Origin of the sequence: Arthrobacter sp. FX8 (assembly GCF_026723805.1) — a bacterium.
Taxonomy (GTDB): domain Bacteria; phylum Actinomycetota; class Actinomycetes; order Actinomycetales; family Micrococcaceae; genus Arthrobacter.
The window spans coordinates 2,349,411-2,362,043 of sequence record NZ_CP113505.1 but is presented as its reverse complement, the minus strand read 5'-3'; the positions used below and the strand labels follow the sequence as shown (position 1 = coordinate 2,362,043).

The following is a 12,633-nucleotide window of genomic DNA, read 5'->3' as shown; positions in this document are numbered from 1 at the left end:
GAGCCAGCCGGCCGCCGTCGTACTGTCTGCGAAGCAAAACCGGCCGGCTGACGTTTGTCCCCAAAGGAGTTCTGTGTCTTCACATCCCATCCGTGTTGCAATCGTTGGCGTGGGCAACTGCGCCGCCTCGCTGGTGCAGGGCGTCCAGTACTACAAGGATGCCGATCCCGCAGAGACTGTTCCGGGCTTGATGCATGTTGAGTTCGGCCAGTACCACGTGGGTGACGTTCAGTTCGTCGCCGCGTTTGATGTTGACGGCAAGAAGGTCGGCGTTGACCTTGCCGACGCCATCACGGCCAGCGAAAACAACACCATCAAGATCGCCGACGTCCCGCCCACCGGTGTCACCGTCCAGCGCGGCCACACCCTGGACGGGCTGGGCAAGTACTACCTCGAGACCATCGAGGAATCCACTGAAGAGCCCGTGGACGTGGTCCAGGCCCTCAAGGACGCTGCCGTTGACGTTATGGTCTGCTACCTGCCCGTCGGCTCCCAGGAAGCGGCCGAGTTCTACGCGCAGGCCGCGATCGACGCCGGCGTGGCGTTCGTGAACGCGCTGCCGGTCTTCATTGCCGGAACCAAGGAGTGGGCGGACAAGTTCACTGCCGCGGGTGTTCCGATCGTGGGCGATGACATCAAGAGCCAGATCGGCGCCACCATCACCCACCGGGTCATGGCGAAGCTGTTCGAGGACCGGGGCGTGACCCTGGACCGGACGTACCAGCTGAACGTTGGCGGCAACATGGACTTCAAGAACATGCTGGAGCGTGACCGGCTGGAGTCCAAGAAGATCTCCAAGACCCAGGCCGTGACCTCCAACGTTGAGGCCGAGCTGGCTGCCAAGGACGTGCACATAGGTCCGTCCGACTACGTCCAGTGGCTCGATGACCGCAAGTGGGCGTTCGTCCGCCTGGAGGGCCGCAACTTTGGCGACGCCCCCGTGTCGCTGGAGTACAAGCTGGAGGTCTGGGATTCCCCGAACTCCGCAGGTGTGATCATCGACGCGATCCGCGCCGCGAAGATCGGCCTGGACCGTGGCATCGGCGGCCCGCTGCTGTCCGCGTCGAGCTACTTCATGAAGTCCCCGCCGGAGCAGTTCAACGACGACCTCGCCCGCGAAAAGGTGGAAGCCTTCATCCGCGGCGACGTGGAGCGCTAGAACTCCACTCCTCGTTGCCGGCGCTCCCTCACCCTCCGGGGTGGGGGAGCGCCGCCATTTAAGACGCCCCATCATTTCCTGCAGTTTTTCTGGCGACGCCCGCTCACTTTTGGCGGATTTTTCTACGACGCCCGCTCACTTTTGACGACTATTCTGGGGACGCCCGCTCGCATCTCACCGGCGAACGTTCAGTCGATCCCAGCTGAAAGTGAGCCCCGTTCAACTAGTCCCCGTTTGCGAACCCCGACGCCACCGTCGCATCCGCCACAGAGTTCTTCACGGCTCGCCTGATCTTTCTGATAGCGGCAGCGAAGCTGTCCTTCTGATCGGCCTTGTCGACGATGATGACAGTCCACCCGGCCGCTTCGAAGGCCTTGTCCCTGCGCCGATCGCTTAGTCGCTGGGCTTCCATAAGGTGATGGCCGCCGTCGTACTGGATAGCAATTCTTCGCTGCCGAAATCCGAGGTCGGCAGACGACGATCGAGGGTCTCCAGGATAAAGTGCCAGCTGCAGCTCTGGCTCCGGGAGACCAGTGTCAAACATGGCCAACCGGAGGAAGGTCTCGGGCGCGGAGTCCGATCCAACCCGCGCCAAGTCCAGTGCCTGCCGGGCACGCACAACCCCTTGAAGGTTTGGATGACGGGCAACCATGTCCCGTAGTTCCTCAATTGTTGAGTAGGCGCCCTCCCTGCCCTCCAGTTCAGGCCGGGGCAGCCGTACCAGTTGGTCCGCCATAGCCACCAAGTCTGCCAACGGCAGTAGCCGTGACATGTCCAGCCATGTCCGTGCCCGTGTGCTGATCCATATCCCCTCGACGAACTCCACCTCGCCAGGCTTCACAATGAGCCGGTGTCCGTGAATTCCTTTCCTGCGGGCTCCCGGAAGCAGCGTGGGCTTGCTTAGGTGAAGTTCGCTGGAGTCGGACAACCAAGCGGGCAGGAGCGAACTCTGGAGGCGCGCCGCTGTCACATGGGAAATCCATGCGCCGGGCGTCGCCTCCGACAATGCGCGGGCAGCATGCTCGAGGCAGAAGTCCCATGCAGCAGGGCGGTAGAGGCCCCGGCTGATGTGTTCGACGTTGTTGTGACGCAGGCGGTTGTGGTCCAGTCCGGCGCTTCTTGAGCTTTCAAGCGTGAAGGGTCTGCCAGCCAGATGCACAGGCAAGGGAAGGCGGGATCGCATACTGCATTGTCATGCATATGTCGGATACCCGTGTTGAGTTATCCACAGGCCGTGCCGGTTCGCCGTTTTGCCCGACGCTCGCCGCGGAAGGGGGTGAGCGGGGGTTTGGTTTTGTGCTGCCAAAGGTGAGCGGGGGTTTGGTTTTGTGCTGCCAAAGGTGAGCGGGGGTTTGGGGATGTGTTGCCAAAGGTGAGCGGGGGTTTGGTGTTGTGCTGCCAAAGGTGAGCGGGCGTGTCAGGTGAGGCCTACCGGGTTGCCGTCCGCGTCCACGTCCATGCGCAGGGCTGCCGGGACGGCGGGGAGGCCGGGCATGGTCATCACCGCGCCGGTCAACGCCACGATGAAGCCCGCACCTGTCTTGGGCAGGAGGTCCCGGACATGGATGGTGAAGCCCTTCGGGGCACCGAGCCGGGAGGCATCGTCCGTGAACGAGTACTGTGTCTTGGCCATGCAGACCGGCAGCCCGCTCCAGCCGTTCCGCTCGATATCGGCCAGCCGCTTCAACGCCGGAACCGAGAAATCCACGCCGTCGGCGCCGTAGATCTCCTGGGCAATGGTCCGGATCTTGTCCTCCACCGGCAGCCCCAGGGCGTAGAGGTGCCGGAAGCTGTTGGGCCCCTCCGCAGCCTGGAGGACCAACGCTGCCAGTTCGTCGCCGCCGTCACCGCCGCCGCCGCGACCCCACACGTCCGCCACGGCCGCCGCCACGCCTTCGGCAGCACACCAGGCCAGCAGCCAGTCCAGCTCCTCCTGGGAATCGGAGGAGAACCTGTTGATCGCCACCACCGGGGTGACCCCGAACTTCTCCACGTTGCGCACGTGCCGGCGCAGGTTGGCCACCCCTGTTTCGAGGGCAGCCAGGTCCGGCTGGGCCAGCCGGTCCTTGGCCACCCCGCCCTGCATCTTCAGCGCCCGCACCGTGGCCACCACCACCACGGCCGACGGCGCCAGGCCCCCGTACCGGGCCTTGATGTCCATGAACTTCTCGGCCCCCAAATCCGCGCCGAAACCGGCCTCCGTGACCACGATGTCCGCCAGCCGCCGGGCGGTCTGGGTGGCAATCAACGAATTACAGCCGTGCGCGATGTTGGCGAACGGGCCGCCGTGGACCAGGGCCGGGGTGCCGGCGATGGTCTGGACCAGGTTGGGTTTGACCGCCTCCTTCAGGAGCAGCGTCAAGGCGCCCTGCACCCCCAGGTCCGCCACCGTTACGGGTACCCGGTCGTAGGTGTAGCCGAAGGTGATCCGGCCCAGCCGGGAGCGCAGGTCCGCCAGATCCTTGGCCAGGCAGAAGACGGCCATGACCTCGGAGGCCACGGTGATGTCGAACCCGTCCTGCCGCGGCACCCCCTGCGAAGGCCCGCCCAGGCCAATGACCACTTCACGCAAGGCGCGGTCGTTCATGTCCAGCACACGCTTGAACGTCATGCGGCGGGGATCGATATTGAGCGCGTTGCCCTGGTAGATGTGGTTGTCCACCAGCGCCATCAGGGCGTTGTTGGCCGAGGTGATCGCATGGAAGTCGCCGGTGAAGTGCAGGTTGATCTCATCCATGGGCAGCACCTGCGAATAGCCGCCGCCGGTGGCGCCGCCCTTCATCCCCAGGACCGGACCCAGCGAGGGTTCCCGCAGCGCGATCATCACCTTCCGGCCGGCCCTGGCCAGGGAATCCGCCAATCCCACGGTGGTGGTGGATTTGCCCTCGCCGGCGGGCGTGGGGGACATGGCCGAGACCAGCACCACTTTGCCGTAGGGAGCCGGCGCATCGAGCTTGGCCGGATCGATCTTGGCCTTGAACCGCCCGTACTGTTCCAGGGCTTCCGGATTAACCCCGCGGCAGCCGCGATGTCCGCAATGGGACGGATCCGGGCAGCCCGGGCTATCTCGAGATCAGAAGGGAGAGCAGACATCGTTGTCCTTTCCTGCGCAGCTTCATCCTGCCCAGTCCATTCCGGCGCCGGCAGGCGCCGGAGGCCTGCCCCTAAGCTAACAGCACCCGGGGCGCCCGCGAAGGAAAAGGAAAAGCCCATGACAGAAAAGCCGGGCGGGAAACCAGGGCAGGAACGTCACGAAGCGGGAACCACCGGGGCCAGGCGCCGGCCCACAAAATTCTCGACGGCGGCATGGTAGCTTTCCAGCGTGATGGCGGCTGTGCGCTGCCAGCCGGAGTTCTGGGCGCGGATGGCGGCGGCGCGGCCCAGTTCTTCGCGGGTGGCGGGGTCGTCGTACAGGGCTTCGAGGGCATCGGCCCAGTCGGCGGCATGGTGGCCATCCACCAGGAGCCCCGTCCGGCCGTGGAAGATGGCGCGGGACAGCCCGCCGACGCGGGTGGCCACGACGGGCGTACCGCAGGCCTGGGCCTCGAGTGCCACCAGCCCGAAGGATTCGCTGAAGGAAGGCATCACCACCACGTCCGCCGCGCGGAACCAGGACGCCAGCTCAGGTGCCTTAACCGGCGGAAGCTGCGTGACGACGTCGTCCATTCCTGCCTCCGCAACCAGGCAGCGCAGGTTGAATTCCTTGTTGCCGCTCAGGGCGCCCAGGATGGTGACGCGCAGGTCGATGTCCGGCCGGCGTTTGCGCAGCAGCGCCGCCGCCTTGACCAGGACCTGCGGGCCCTTCAGCCGTTGGATGCGGCCGGCGAACACCAGATGGAAGGTGTCCGGGCTGATGCCGTGCCGGGCCCGGGACCGCGCCCGGAATGCCGGCGTGAAGGTGGCCAGGTCCACTCCGGGCGGGGCGATGTCGATGCGGTCGTAGGTGGCGCCGTAGTGGGAAACGAGCTCGGCTGCCTCGGAGCTGGTGTTGGCGATCAGCCGTGCCGCGCCGTCCACGATGCGGTGCTCGCCCACCTCGCGCCGGCGCGGCTCCGGCTGTTCGCCGGATTCAAGGAGCAGGTTCTTGACCTTGGCCATGGTGTGCATGGTGTGCACCAGCGGCACGCCCCACAGTTCGGACAGTTCCAGCCCGGCGATCCCGGACACCCAGTAATGCGAATGGATGACGTCATAGCGGCCGTGGGGCTGCCGGCGGCGGATCTGTTCGATCTCGGCCACCATGGCGTGCAGCAACCCCGGCAGCTCCTCTTTGGGGATCTTCTTCGGCGGCCCGGCCAGGACATTGTGCACGCAGACGCCGGGATCGGGATGTTCGACGGCGGGCTGGTCGGCTGAGGTGGCGCGTGTGAAGATCTCCACTTCCACGCCCGCCTCGGCCAGGGCGGAGGCCAGCTCGCGGATATAGACGTTCATTCCGCCGGCGTCACCGGAGCCCGGCTGTTCCATGGGGGAGGTGTGGAGGGAGAGCAGCGCGACCCTGCGGATCAGTGCCACGGGACCTCCTTCCGGCCGCCGGCGGGTATCAGGGGAGCCGGCTCAGTGCGCATTCGATAAAACATTACTCCTTCCCCTAACGCCCGCCGCCTTCCCAGATCTTCCCCAAAGCCGGGAAAGCCTGCTCATAACCAGCCAGAAGCTTCGCGGCGAGGTCCGGCGAATCCACGAGCGGGTGCCGGGCGAAGGCTTCAAGGGCCGCATCGCGGGCTCCGGTGCCGGCGGCCCGGACCACGAGCCGTTCCACCTCTTTGACCCGCTGGAGCAGCCGCAGCTGCGGGCCGTCCGGCGCCTGCTGGGGCAGGGGCACGGCGCCCCTGGCCGTCACTATGCAGGGAACCTCGACGACGGCGTCGGCGGGAAGGCCTGGAATGGCAGGCTGGGGAGCGGGCGGGGCAGCCGTGGCGGAGGCGGGCGGGTGGCCTTCAGGTGTCCCGGCGGGTGCCGCCGTGTTCCGGGTGTTCAGGACCAGTTGGGTCTCCCCGCGGCCGGCCAGGGCCCGCATGGCCGCCAGCGCCACCCGCTCATAGCCGCCCCCGGCCAGGTCCTCCTCGGCGCGGCGCTCGCCATCGTGCCGGGCCTCGGCCAGGTAGCCCTCTTCGCGGGAGCGCCGCGCCTCCTCCCACAGCCGGTAGGCGTCCGGCCCGGCAGCAGCCAGCCGCGGGTAGAGCTCCCGCTGCTGGCTGTGGATGGTCTCGCCCCGGGTCTGCGCCATGGCCTGCATCGCCTGCCGGGCTGCGTCGCGCTGGTAGTAGTAATACAGGTACTCGTTGGGAAGCATGCCCAGTTGGGCCAGGAACGGCTGCGGGAAAAGGCGGCCTTCCTCGAACGACTGCAGTGCGCCGGCATCCGCCAAAAGGCCACGCAGCACGTCCCGGCCGCCGGACTCCAGGCGGTACAGCCAGCCCAGGTGGTTCAGCCCGTAGTAGCCCACGCCGTCGAGCCTTCCCTCCGGCAACTGCACCCCGGCAGCGGCCGCCGCCCGCTGCACCAGACCGCCGGCAGAATCGCAGATCCCGATGACCCGGTGGCCCAGGACGGGAAGCAGCGCCTCAGTGACCATCCCGGCAGGGTTGGTGAAGTTGACCAGCCACGCGTCAGGGCAGTGCTCCCGCATCAGCCGGGCAAGGCCAAGCATCTGCGGAATGGTCCGCAAAGCGTACGAAATTCCCCCGGCCCCCGTGGTCTCCTGGCCCAGCAGCCCTAGGTCCTGCGCCACCTTCTCGTCCGCAACGCGCCCCGCTGTACCGCCCGGCCGGATCGCGGCGAACACCACGGTGGTGCCGGGCAGTGCTTCGGCAGGATCGGTGGTGGCGTGGACCGGAAGACGGGCACCATCACCCACCGGCATGCTCTCCAGCACGGCGGTGACGGCATCAAGGCGCGCGGGATCGACGTCGTACAGCACCAGCTCGGTGACCAGCCCGGCAAAGCGGCCGGACACCAGGGCCCGGTATATCAGCGGCACCCGGAAACCCCCGCCGCCGGCAATCAGAAGCCGCATACCATGCAGTGTAGGCGGGGTGTCCCGCGGCCTGTCCACGCCCGACCAAGGCCCCTACCGCAGCGGTGCGGCACGGCGTATCCTGCGCACTATGGACGCCATCCCAGCACGCCCCTACGACCCCCTGGCTGCCGTCCGTTCACCCGCCGAACCCGGATTCGACCTCTTGCTGGCCGGGACCGTGTTCCAGGACATCATCTTCACCGGCCTGCCCCACGGGCCCGAACCCGGCACGGAAATCTGGAGCGACGGCATGGGCAGCTGCCCCGGCGGCGTGGCCAACCAGGCCATTGCCGCTGCCAGGCTTGGGCTGCGCACCGGGCTGGCAGCTGCTTTCGGCGACGACGGGTACGGGGACTTCAACTGGAAGATCCTTTCCGGCCAGGAACACGTGGACCTCAGCCTTTCCCGACGCGTCCCGGGCTGGCACTCCCCGGTGACCGTGTCCCTCTGCGTGGACCAGGACCGCTCCCTGGTGACCCACGGGCACTCCGCACCGGTGACAAATTCCGAGCTGATCGGAAACCCGCCCAAGGCCCTCGCCGGAATCGCTGAGGTGGGCCTGGAAGTGGAGCCGTGGGCCCACGCAGCCCACGCCGGCGGGGTAAAGCTGTTCGGCGATGTTGGATGGGACCCCAGCGGGGAATGGGCGCCCGTCAGGCTCGACAACCTGCAGTACTTCTACGCCTTCCTGCCCAACCAGCGCGAGGCCATGGCGTTCACGGGCAAGGACAATCCGTGGAGCGCCTTGTACGCGCTGGCGGACCACGTTCCGGTGGCTGTCGTAACCCTGGGCCCGCAGGGCGCCATGGCCGTGGACTCGGAAACGGGCGAGGAAGAATGGGTCCCGTCGCTTCCGGTCAAGGCGCACGACCCCACCGGAGCCGGCGACTGCTTCGACGCAGCCTTCATCGTGGGCACCCTGGCCGGGTGGCCGCTGGGGGACCGGCTGCGCTTTGCCAACCTGTGCGCGTCCATGGCGGTGCAGGAGGTGGGCGGCTCGCTGGCGGCGCCGGGTTGGGGCGACATTGCCGACTGGTGGAGACGCGCCAACGCCCGCCCCGAACGGCAGACGAGCCAGTGGCTGCGGCGCTTCGGGTTCCTCGCTGACATCATCGACGACGTGCCGCTGTCAGCCCAGCGCAGGGCGGCCGCCACCATCGCGCACTTGTCGGATGCTTAGGCGGCGTTGGAGGCCCTGATTATTCGGCGCGAAGTGCCCGCACTAGAATCACTTAGGTGACCTACCCCGCAACAACCGGTGAATTCAGCGCTGCCTCCGGGCCGGACCCCCGCCACGAGCGGTCGGCCGTGATCGACCTGGACGCCATCCGGCACAACGTCCGCCGGCTTGCTGCCGCTGCCTCCCCCGCGAAAGTCATGGCCGTCGTCAAGGCGGATGCATACGGGCACGGCGCCGTCCCCGTTGCCCGCGCAGCCCTGCAGGCCGGCGCGGCCTGGCTCGGCGTGGCCCACATTTCCGAGGCCCTGGCGCTGCGCGCCGCCGGCATCGACGCGCCGCTTCTCGCCTGGCTGCACACCACGGACAGCAACTTCGGTGCCGCGGTGGCCGCCGGCGTCGATATTGGCTGCTCAGGGTGGGAGCTGGAACGCATCGTGGCCGCGGCCCGTGAGCAGGAGCGGCCGGCACGGGTGCATCTCAAGGTGGACACCGGGCTGGGACGGAACGGAGCCACCCCCGAGTCCTGGGACCGCCTGGTAGGGGAGGCCGTGGAATACCAGGACCAGGGCCTGCTGCGCGTAGTTGGCATCTTCTCCCACCTGGCCGTGGCCGACGAACCGGAGCGGCCCGAAACGGACCAGCAGGTGGCCGCGTTCCGGGAGGCGCTGGCCATTGCCGAGGACGCGGGCGTGGATCCCGAGGTCCGGCACCTTGCCAACACCCCCGCCACCCTGTCCCGCCCGGACACGCACTTCGACCTGGTCAGGGTTGGCCTGGGCATCTATGGGCTGTCGCCGTTTGACGGGCAGACTTCAGCAGAACTGGGACTCCGGCCCGCCATGACGCTGCGCACCCTCGTGTCGCAGTGCAAGGACGTGCCCGAGGGGCAGGGCGTCTCCTACGGGCTGCATTACCGCACCAGGACGGCGAGCACGCTGGCCCTGATTCCGGTGGGCTATGCCGACGGCGTCCCCCGGGTCGCCACCGGTGGACCCGTCCGCGTCGCAGGGAAGACCTATCCCGTGGTGGGCCGGATCGCGATGGACCAGATGGTGATCGACCTTGGGCCGGAGGCATCCGGAACTGACCTGCAGGGTGCGGAAGCGGAACTGTTCGGGGACGGCGCCGACGGCGGGCCCACCGCGGAGGACTGGGCACGCGCCGCGGGGACCATCAACTATGAAATCGTGACCCGCATCAGCCCCCGTGTTCCGCGCCGCTTCATCAACGAGGACCAGCCGGCGGGCACCGGCCACGCGGGTAACGGCCACGGCCTGGTGGGCGCGCCCGGCCCGGCGGGGGCCGCATGAGCGCGGCCGGACAGTTGGCTGCCAACTGGGAAAAGACGTTCACGGCGACGACGGCGGAACAGACGCACGCGTTCGGCGCACGTTTGGCGGAGGTGATGCGGGCCGGGGACCTGCTGGTGCTTTCCGGTGAGCTGGGTGCCGGGAAAACCACCTTCACCCAGGGACTGGGCGAGGGGCTGGGTGTCCGCGCAGGCATCATCTCACCCACCTTTGTGCTGGTCCGGATCCACCCGAACCTGCCGGATGGTCCGCGTCCCGGCGGCCCCGACCTTGTGCACGTGGACGCCTACCGGCTGGGTTCCGCAGCGGAGATCGACGACATCGACCTCGAAAACACCATGGACTCGTCCGTGACCGTGGTGGAGTGGGGACAGGACCGGGTGGAGCACCTCAGCGAGAGCCGGCTGGAGATCGACCTCCTCCGTGCCATCGGGCTGGATGCCGCCGGCAGTGGAGCTGGAAGCCTGGACTTCGACGGCGAAGACACCGACGAGCCCCGCACCATCGTGATGCGCGGCTACGGGCCGCGCTGGGCAACTGCCCCCGAACTGGGTGCCCCCGAGCTGGGTGGGCCGGAGCTGGGTGGGCCGGAAGGAAACGCCCCATGCTGATCCTCGCGATTGACACTTCCGCGGTGGCCAGCGCCGCGCTGGTGTCCGATGCAGCCCCCGAAGGCGTGGTGGCCAGCTTCTCCACGGAGGACACCCGCAGCCACGCTGAGGTGCTCGCTCCCGGCATCCACACCCTGCTGTCCGAAGCCGGCGTCACCGGGCAGGACATCGATGCGCTGGTGGTGGGCGTAGGCCCCGGCCCCTTCACCGGGCTGCGCTCGGGCATTGCCACCGCCCGGACGCTGGCGTTCGTCTGGGGCAAGCCGCTGCACGGCCTGATGAGCCTGGACGCGGTGGCCCTGGAGGTAGCCGAATCCACCGCCGCCGTCCCGGAGTTCCTGGTGGCCACCGACGCCCGCCGGAAAGAGGTCTACTGGGCGCGCTACAGCCTGGGTGACGGGCAGCTGCCGCTGCTGGAGGACGGCCCCCATGTTGGTTTCGCCGCCGACCTGCCGGACCTGCCCGCCTTCGGCGCGGGCGCAGGTCTCTACGCCGACGTCCTCCAAGCCGATCCCGAGTTCGCGGGGGAGCAACCCGACGCCCTGTATCTTGGCCAGTTTGCCCTGGCGCGGCTGGCTGCCGGGGAGGCCCTGCTGGACACCACACCCCTGTACCTGCGCGAATCAGATGCCCAGGTACCCGGACCACGGAAGCGTGCACTGTGAGTACCACCCCGGAACCCCACATGGCAGGCGTCACCGTCCGCGACATGACCCTGGGCGATGTACCCGCCGTCGGCGCCCTGGAACACAAGCTCTTCCCCATCGACGCCTGGCCCGTGCAGATGTTCCTGGATGAACTCTCCCAGCCGGAAACCCGCCGCTACCTTGTGGCGGAGACCACCGACGGCATCGTGGGCTACGCCGGGCTGATGTGCATCGAGCCCATCGCCGACATCCAGACCATCGCCGTCGTTCCTGATTACGAGGGGCGGGGAATCGGCAGCAGGCTGCTCACCCAACTCATCGCCGAGGCCAGGCACCGCGGTGCCGCCGATGTCCTGCTTGAGGTCCGCGCCGACAACCCGCGGGCGCAGCAGCTGTACGTGCGGTTCGGCTTCGAACAGATCCACATCCGCCCCCGCTACTACCGCGACGGCGTGGATGCGCTCATCATGCGGCTCCAGCTGGCCGCACCGGAAACTGATGGCCACCAAGCAACGGAAGCAGGCCGGCAATGAACCGCTCACAGCCCCTGGTGCTGGGGATCGAATCATCCTGCGACGAAACCGGCGTGGGCATCGTCCGCGGCACCACCCTCCTGACCAACACCGTCTCCTCCTCCATGGACGAGCACGTCCGCTTTGGCGGCGTCATCCCCGAGATCGCCTCGCGCGCCCACTTGGACGCGTTCGTCCCCACGCTCGATCAGGCGCTGGCAGACGCAGGCGTGAGCCTTGACGAGGTGGACGCCATCGCCGTCACATCCGGGCCCGGGCTGGCCGGCGCACTCATGGTGGGTGTCTGCGCTGCCAAGGCGCTGGCCGTCGCCACCGGGAAGCCGCTGTACGCGATCAACCACCTGGTGGCGCACGTGGGCGTGGGGTTGCTGGATGACCGCGCCAACGGCCGGAAGCAGGAGCTGCCGGAGAACCTGGGCGCCCTGCTGGTGTCCGGCGGCCACACCGAAATCCTGCGGATCAGGACCATCACCAGCGACGTGGAGCTCCTGGGCTCCACCATCGACGACGCCGCCGGTGAAGCCTACGACAAAGTGGCACGCATCCTGGGTCTTGGCTACCCGGGCGGCCCTGCGATCGACAAGGTGGCCCGCGGCGGCAATCCCAAGGCCATCCGCTTCCCCCGCGGCCTCACCCAGCCCAAGTACATGGGCACGGCGGATGAGCCGGGGCCGCACCGGTATGACTGGTCTTTCAGCGGCCTCAAGACGGCAGTGGCCCGGTGCGTGGAGCAGTTCGAGGCCCGCGGCGAAGAGATCCCCGTGGCTGACATCGCGGCCGCCTTCCAGGAAGCCGTGGTGGACGTGATTTCGTCCAAGGCGGTGCTGGCCTGCCGCGAGTACGGCATCAAGGATGTCCTGCTGGGTGGGGGAGTGGCGGCCAACTCGCGGCTGCGGGAACTGACCGGGCAGCGGTGCGCGTCCGCCGGCATCCGGCTGCACGTGCCGCCCCTGGACCTCTGCACGGACAACGGCGCCATGGTGGCCGCCCTCGGCGCACAGCTGGTGATGGCCGGCGTCGAACCCAGTGGAATCGCCTTCGCCCCGGACTCGTCAATGCCGGTTACATGGGTGTCGCTGCCGGCCTGACGGCAGAGCGCCGGGCGAAAGCGAACCGTCGCGGGGCACTTTGGCGGGCTCCGCCGTCGTACATCACGATGGCGGCCGGCGTG

10 protein-coding genes and 1 pseudogene are annotated in these 12,633 nt (G+C 68.0%); 7 read left to right on the top strand and 4 right to left on the bottom strand.

Annotated elements, in window-relative coordinates; all coding sequences use genetic code 11:
- Positions 1-73 precede the first annotated feature (73 nt).
- The gene (locus OUO20_RS10800; RefSeq protein WP_018769188.1) at positions 74-1,159 is read left to right on the top strand and encodes an inositol-3-phosphate synthase; all 1,086 of its coding nucleotides are present in this window, start codon (positions 74-76) and stop codon (positions 1,157-1,159) included.
- A gap of 223 nt (positions 1,160-1,382) precedes the next feature.
- On the opposite strand, the gene OUO20_RS10795 is transcribed toward OUO20_RS10800, so the two are convergent.
- The 4 genes and pseudogenes from OUO20_RS10795 to OUO20_RS10780 form a co-directional block, all read right to left on the bottom strand.
- Positions 1,383-1,985 carry an endonuclease domain-containing protein gene (locus tag OUO20_RS10795; protein ID WP_268001713.1) on the bottom strand — a complete coding sequence of 201 codons (603 nt, stop codon included), beginning with the start codon at positions 1,983-1,985 and terminating at the stop codon, positions 1,383-1,385.
- A 591-nt stretch (positions 1,986-2,576) separates the two neighbouring features.
- A pseudogene (locus OUO20_RS10790) lies at positions 2,577-4,252 on the bottom strand (formate--tetrahydrofolate ligase).
- A gap of 156 nt (positions 4,253-4,408) precedes the next feature.
- Positions 4,409-5,674 carry a D-inositol-3-phosphate glycosyltransferase gene (gene mshA / locus OUO20_RS10785; protein ID WP_223992220.1) on the bottom strand — a complete coding sequence of 422 codons (1,266 nt, stop codon included), beginning with the start codon at positions 5,672-5,674 and terminating at the stop codon, positions 4,409-4,411.
- Between the two features lie 76 nt (positions 5,675-5,750).
- Positions 5,751-7,178 (bottom strand): family 4 glycosyl hydrolase, encoded by a 1,428-nt coding sequence (locus tag OUO20_RS10780; RefSeq protein ID WP_268001712.1) that lies wholly within the window; start codon positions 7,176-7,178, stop codon positions 5,751-5,753.
- 91 nt (positions 7,179-7,269) lie between these two features.
- Here OUO20_RS10780 and OUO20_RS10775 point away from each other — a divergent pair, with 91 nt between their 5' ends.
- From OUO20_RS10775 to tsaD, 6 genes are read left to right on the top strand one after another with little or no spacing between them, the layout of a single operon-like run.
- Positions 7,270-8,361 carry a PfkB family carbohydrate kinase gene (locus OUO20_RS10775; RefSeq protein ID WP_268001711.1) on the top strand — a complete coding sequence of 364 codons (1,092 nt, stop codon included), beginning with the start codon at positions 7,270-7,272 and terminating at the stop codon, positions 8,359-8,361.
- Between the two features lie 56 nt (positions 8,362-8,417).
- Complete coding sequence (gene alr, locus OUO20_RS10770; RefSeq protein ID WP_268001710.1) at positions 8,418-9,671, top strand: alanine racemase; 1,254 nt, start codon at positions 8,418-8,420, stop codon at positions 9,669-9,671.
- Positions 9,668-10,282, top strand: a complete 615-nt coding sequence (gene tsaE / locus OUO20_RS10765) for a tRNA (adenosine(37)-N6)-threonylcarbamoyltransferase complex ATPase subunit type 1 TsaE (protein ID WP_268001709.1) — start codon at positions 9,668-9,670, stop codon at positions 10,280-10,282. The genes alr and tsaE overlap by 4 nt, the downstream gene beginning before the upstream one ends.
- Positions 10,276-10,947 (top strand): tRNA (adenosine(37)-N6)-threonylcarbamoyltransferase complex dimerization subunit type 1 TsaB, encoded by a 672-nt coding sequence (gene tsaB / locus OUO20_RS10760; protein WP_018769196.1) that lies wholly within the window; start codon positions 10,276-10,278, stop codon positions 10,945-10,947. Before tsaE ends, tsaB begins: the two co-directional genes overlap by 7 nt.
- Before the next feature lie 20 nt (positions 10,948-10,967).
- Complete coding sequence (rimI, locus tag OUO20_RS10755) at positions 10,968-11,462, top strand: ribosomal protein S18-alanine N-acetyltransferase (RefSeq protein WP_056394254.1); 495 nt, start codon at positions 10,968-10,970, stop codon at positions 11,460-11,462.
- Positions 11,459-12,550, top strand: a complete 1,092-nt coding sequence (tsaD, locus tag OUO20_RS10750; RefSeq protein WP_268001708.1) for a tRNA (adenosine(37)-N6)-threonylcarbamoyltransferase complex transferase subunit TsaD — start codon at positions 11,459-11,461, stop codon at positions 12,548-12,550. Before rimI ends, tsaD begins: the two co-directional genes overlap by 4 nt.
- Positions 12,551-12,633 lie beyond the last annotated feature (83 nt).

What these genes read in the sequence shown, in the direction of transcription:
- OUO20_RS10780 (WP_268001712.1), bottom strand. Translation starts at nt 7,178, where the DNA reads ATGCGGCTTCTGATTGCCGGCGGCGGGGGTTTCCGGGTGCCGCTGATA.
- OUO20_RS10775 (WP_268001711.1), top strand. Translation starts at nt 7,270, where the DNA reads ATGGACGCCATCCCAGCACGCCCCTACGACCCCCTGGCTGCCGTCCGT.
- tsaE (WP_268001709.1), top strand. Translation starts at nt 9,668, where the DNA reads ATGAGCGCGGCCGGACAGTTGGCTGCCAACTGGGAAAAGACGTTCACG.
- tsaB (WP_018769196.1), top strand. Translation starts at nt 10,276, where the DNA reads ATGCTGATCCTCGCGATTGACACTTCCGCGGTGGCCAGCGCCGCGCTG.
- rimI (WP_056394254.1), top strand. Translation starts at nt 10,968, where the DNA reads ATGGCAGGCGTCACCGTCCGCGACATGACCCTGGGCGATGTACCCGCC.
- tsaD (WP_268001708.1), top strand. Translation starts at nt 11,459, where the DNA reads ATGAACCGCTCACAGCCCCTGGTGCTGGGGATCGAATCATCCTGCGAC.